This is a genomic window from Actinomycetota bacterium (genome assembly GCA_035759705.1).
GTDB lineage: Bacteria > Actinomycetota > CADDZG01 > JAHWKV01 > JAHWKV01 > JAJCYE01.
Map to the genome: position 1 here is coordinate 1 of DASTUJ010000022.1, position 5,019 is coordinate 5,019.

Below are 5,019 nucleotides of genomic sequence, written 5' to 3' on the forward strand. Positions count from 1 at the left end.
TGGACGTGTCGAACCGGGCCGGCCTGGCCGTTACGGTCGCTCGCTCGACGCACCTGTCGTCCTGAAGGGTTCACTCGAACGAGTGATGTCTCAGGCGACATCGACCCGGAGACTGCAGGTAGACGGTCGAATGCGAAAGGACGGAGACATGCAGTCGTTGGGTTTCGTACTCCCCCTGCGTCCGGGGATGACGGAGGTGGATCGGTCGGCGATGACCTCGTGCTGGCACGGTGAGCGCAAGGCGGCCTACGAGGATGCTCGCCGGCGGGCCGGGATCACCCGGGAGGCGGTCTGGATTCAGGCGACGCCCAACGGCGATTTCGTCGTGGTGTATACCGAAGCCGACGACCTCGCCGGCGCGTTCAAGGCGATCGCCACCTCGGAGGACCCATTCGACCGGTGGTTCCGGGACCACGTGCGGCAAGTGCACGGCGTGGCCCTCGAGGAAGGCTTCACTCCTCCGGAGCAGATCCTGGACTTCCGATCGGAAGCCCTGTGAAGCCACTTCCTGAAGGACGTCTGGAATGGACGACTCGGCGGCACGGCTCTGTCGACGAGTTGTTCAGTCGGGAGTGAACGGCGGGTCCCGTCACTGAACGCCACTGCAGTCAGAGAGGAATGTCACGACAGCGGGTGAGCCAGTGACGGCCCGTCGTCTGACACGTCCCGACAACATGGAGGAGGGTGCATGGAATCGAATGACTATTGGACGCACGTGAGTCTTTCTACGGCGTTCTTCATCACGGTGGTCGGGCCTCGGCTGTTCTCGCCGGGTCACACGGCGAACTCCCTCACGTACATCGTCGGGGCGATGGTGGTGATCGTTGTCGCGACCGTTGCCCGTCGTGGCACCAAGGCAACGCGGCAGCGTGCGGCTGGGCAGAAGTGATGACCCTCCAGATACTGCCGGTGATCACTCCCGCGCTAGCCGGGGTCGAGCTGCCCGACGAGCCGGTGTGGTCACTCCGGACTGCGTTGGTGCGATGGGCTCGGGAGAGAGGGGTGTTGTTCGTGCTCCTCCTCAGCCCCGTCGGCGCCTTGTTCCTCGGGCTCCTGCGGCTCGTGCCCACGAGGGTCGGCTACCTGGCCATTATGTTGGCCTTCCTGGCCACCCCGGCGTGGGTGGCCTGGCGCCGGAGCGTGTCGACCGATCCGACGGAGCCGGCGTTCCGGCTCCACCGGTACGCGCTCTACGCCCTCTTTCCCTACGTCGTGTTCAGCGTGGTCCGCATCCCGATGTTCTACGTGTTCGACGCCGTCTACTGGGCACCCTGGCAGACGTTCGGTTTCGGCTCGACTGGAAACCCGGTCGGCTTCTGGCCGTCGCTCATCGCCGGGGCCGCGTGCTACTCGCTGCAGGGCTTCGGCCTGTCGATGGGCTTCTACGTGCTCTTCAAGCGCCACAACTTGCTCAACGCCCTGCTCTACTACTTCGTCTTCATCTCTTCGCTGTACGCGTTCGTCTTCCCGGTGCTCCTGCTGCGGGGCTCGAAGCCGGGATTTCCATTCCAGTTCACCAACTACTGGGCCCACTTCTGGATGGGTCTGACGGCGGTGGCCGCGCCCGTGCTGTTCACCAGGGTGTGGCCCACGCTTCGGGCTCGGGCCCGAACCCTGACCGTCGCCGGCCTCGTGGCCGTCTGGGTCGCTCCGTACGCCTTCGCCTTCGCTCAGGCTGGTCTGTGGCAGTTCGGGACCCAGGCCCGGCTGGAGCGCGCCGCCTTTGATGCCGTCTCCCTGCAGGCGGGGTCAAATGCCACCGTGGCCGTCGCCGGCGACCAGGCCCGCTACTCGCTCGACCTGCGGTTCGGGCCCCGCGAGTACGTCACGTACTCCCACGCCCACAAGGCCATCGGCGCCGAGGATGTGTCCGTCTCGGGCTCGCTGGTCCAGGCCGGCAGGCAGGTTGCAGTGTGCTCCGGAGCGGCCCGCTCACTTCCCGGGCTGGCCAAGGTCCGTGATCCGGAGAAGTACTTTCCGGCCTTGGAACGCATCAACCACACCCCCATCGTCGTGAGCTGCACCGGTTCGGCCGACGCGGCCGCCGGCATCGATCCCGCCACGCTGCTCACCTTCGAGTACGCCGCGACCATGACGCTCGCCGGCGAGCGGACGACGTCGCCTTATCAGCTCCGCGGCCGTGCCGAGACAATGCTCGCCCGATCGATCGGAGGATGACGTGACCACCCCCTCGTACTCTCCGGCACGACCGCGCCCCCGCAACGGCGTGCTCCTGCTGTTCCTCCAGATGCCTCTGGCCGCCGTGGTCGGTGGGTACCTTCTCGACCTGGTGTCCCTCCCCGTCGCCAGCTTCGCAGTCTTCGTGTCCAGCGCCTTCTTCCCGGCCTGGGTCAGCCACCGCACGGGGGTGTCCGACGACTCAAGCGAGGCAGTCCATCACCTTCACCGCTACGCAGTGCGAGCACTGGGCCTGGTGACGGTGTGCACGGTCGCCATTGCAGCGGCGTCCGCCCTCACCGGCGTCGGCTCGTCCGGCGTGTGGAGGCGTCTCGGCGCCGAGCTCACCGGCGAACCCCCGAGCGGGTCGTGGGCACTGCTCGCCGGCGTCGTGGTCTGCACCCTGGTGGCCACCTGCACTCTGATCAGCGCCCTGGTGCTCTCCCGTGGCGGGTTGATCGCAAGGTGCCTGGCCTTCATGTCGCGGCGACTTCAGGCCAAGAGTGCACCTCCGCAACGACTCATCCGGGACGGCGACCGGGGCACCAGTATGCAGGTCATGACCACACGGTTGACCGTAGCGATGGCAGTCGCTGCGTCGGCAATGGTGGCTCTGCCCTCGGCCGCCACCGCCGCCCCCGGCGGGCGGTCGAAGAACAACTTTCTGGCCCCGTGCACGAGCGGGACGCTGGCTGGCGAATCCGTCTTCATCCCGGCGGACACCGGCAACTCCGCCTATCGCGACGATGGGGCCCACCTCCGAGTGACGCGGTTCGAGGGCGACTTCCCCGGCGGCACGTTCGCTACGGACTTCGGAGCGAAGCAGGGCGATATCACGTGCGGTGGGAGCGTGACGACCAGCCAAGGCACGTTCACGTACTTCGTCACGTTCACGGGAGTCCCGCCGCCTCGGGACGAGAACGGCATCTCCGAATAGAGCGCCTCAGTCAAGGAGGCCTTCGACTACGAACTCAGCGCGCTGGACCCGTTCACACCGCGATCTGGAGCTCGCCTGAGCTCCAGCGCCAAGACCGCCACTGACACGCCGTCGGTCACCCGCCACTGGCGCGTCCAGGGCTCGCTTCAGGAGATTTGCGCTCACGCGGACCGGGCGTACAGGGAATGGATTCGCCCGCAGACGAGGTGCGCATGCCCTTTCCCTGCCTACTGGAGGCGTACCGAGGGGAGGACTTCACCAGACTGTCAGTTGTGGCGCCAGCTACCACACCCGGGGCCGTACTGATAGGTCTCACGGGAGGCCGGGGATGAACGCCATGGGACCTGCACTGGATGTACCGCTTTGCGTTCGTCCGGGAGCCGCCATTCCAGGATCACCCGTCGCCAGCGTCCGGGCGGGCACCGTGGGCCGGCCCCGGACCGAGGTCGTGTAAAGGACGGCGAAGTAGTCGTCGGGGAACAACCGGGTGCACATCCTCCGCCTTACTTCTCAGTGACGGGGCTCAGAGAATTGAACGACAGGGCCACCCTCGTTGGTGGCCCCGTCGTTTTCGGCGTCCCGCCGGGGGGACCGGGCGCGACCGCGGTCAGGCGCCGGCTCGGCCGCCGGCGATGTTCGGGTCCAGCGCTCCGCCGAACACCTCAATCTGGATGTTGTCGGGATCGCGCAAGGTGATCATCGCGGTGCCGTTCGATGCCTTGACCTGGGAGTGGTTCACGCCGAGCTGCTCGAACCGGTCCTTGAGCGCATTGACCTCGTCGGCGCTGGAGACCTGCAGGGCCACGTGGTCCATCCCCGGACGGCGCTCGCTGAACGTCTCCCCTGACTGCTGATCGTGACGGGTCAGGGTGAGCGTCACACCGCTCCGCGGCGCCCGCAGGCGGGTCCGACGAAAGCCCTCACCGTCGATCTCGGCGGCAACGTCCAGGCCCAGCACCTGCTGGTACCAGTCGACGCTCGTCTCGAGATCCGACACGCTCAGGCTGAGGTGGTGGTATCCGATTACATCGGTCATCTCTGTCTCTCTTCTCCTCGATCGCTCGAAGGTTGTTTTCTTATGGACCCTTTGTACGACGCCGCGTTGCGCGTACGTTGCGCGGCGCCTACCGGGGGCGGTGCCGGAAGATGGAGGCCTCGAGGACCGCCACCAATCCGTTCACCAGGAAGCTGAACAGGCCGGCCACGAGGATGAGGCCGTACACCTGAGCCGGGAGGTAATTCCGTTGGCTGACGGCGATGAGCCCCCCCAGGCCCCCCACACGCGTCAGGATCTCGACGAGGAGGGTGATGACCAGCGACACCGGTGCTGCCACCCGGACTCCGAGGAGAATCGCCGGGATGAGCGCCGGGACGAGGCACTTGCGGGAGGTGTCGAACCACTTCAGGTGAAGCGACCGCGCCGTGTCCAGAAGGACTGGGTCCAGGGCCCGAACCCCGGCCCTGGCATTGAGGAGGACGGGCCAGATGGCGGCGAAGGTGACCACCGCCACCTTCATCGTCTCGCCGTAACCGATGAGCAGCGCGGCGATGGGCACCATGGCCGACGGAGGCATGGCCCGCGCGAACTCGAGGGTGGGCCCGAGGCCGCGGTCGACCTTTCGGAACGCCCCGACCAGGATGCCCAGGACCGAGCCCAGCAGTGTTGCGGCCACCAGGGCCAGCGCGAACGTCACCAGGGTTTGGCCCGCGGCGGGCCGCAGCGTGCCGTTCTCCCACAACGTTCGCAGTCCGCGCACCCAGGTCGACGGCGGAGGGAAGTAGGGCGACGAGGCGTTGCCGAGGACCTGCCAGACGCCGAGTAGGACGGCGAGCGGGGTGAGCCCCCGCAGTGGCGGGAAGGAGCCGGTTCGGCGCCTGTCGGTGGACTGTCCGGGGCGTCGTGG

6 protein-coding genes are annotated in these 5,019 nt (G+C 67.1%); 4 read left to right on the plus strand and 2 right to left on the minus strand.

Annotation, left to right across the window (positions count from 1 at the left end):
- The first annotated feature begins 130 nt into the window (after nt 1-130).
- The 4 genes from VFV09_01455 to VFV09_01470 all read left to right on the plus strand — a co-directional run bounded on the left by VFV09_01455 (nt 131) and on the right by VFV09_01470 (nt 3,115).
- Nucleotides 131-499 (plus strand): hypothetical protein, encoded by a 369-nt coding sequence (locus VFV09_01455; GenBank protein ID HEU4866369.1) that lies wholly within the window; start codon nt 131-133, stop codon nt 497-499.
- Nucleotides 500-715: 216 nt separating this feature from the next.
- Nucleotides 716-889: a hypothetical protein gene (locus VFV09_01460; protein HEU4866370.1), complete on the plus strand. Its 174-nt coding sequence runs from the start codon at nt 716-718 to the stop codon at nt 887-889.
- Nucleotides 889-2,178 carry a hypothetical protein gene (locus tag VFV09_01465; GenBank protein HEU4866371.1) on the plus strand — a complete coding sequence of 430 codons (1,290 nt, stop codon included), beginning with the start codon at nt 889-891 and terminating at the stop codon, nt 2,176-2,178. The genes VFV09_01460 and VFV09_01465 overlap by 1 nt, the downstream gene beginning before the upstream one ends.
- A gap of 1 nt (nt 2,179) precedes the next feature.
- Nucleotides 2,180-3,115, plus strand: a complete 936-nt coding sequence (locus VFV09_01470; GenBank protein ID HEU4866372.1) for a hypothetical protein — start codon at nt 2,180-2,182, stop codon at nt 3,113-3,115.
- A gap of 607 nt (nt 3,116-3,722) precedes the next feature.
- On the opposite strand, the gene VFV09_01475 is transcribed toward VFV09_01470, so the two are convergent.
- Both VFV09_01475 and VFV09_01480 read right to left on the minus strand, forming a co-directional pair.
- A complete protein-coding gene (locus VFV09_01475; protein HEU4866373.1) occupies nt 3,723-4,151 on the minus strand; it encodes a VOC family protein in 429 nt (142 codons plus the stop codon).
- Between the two features lie 88 nt (nt 4,152-4,239).
- Nucleotides 4,240-5,019 (minus strand): ABC transporter permease subunit (locus tag VFV09_01480; protein HEU4866374.1); only part of this gene is annotated, 780 nt, incomplete at its 5' end.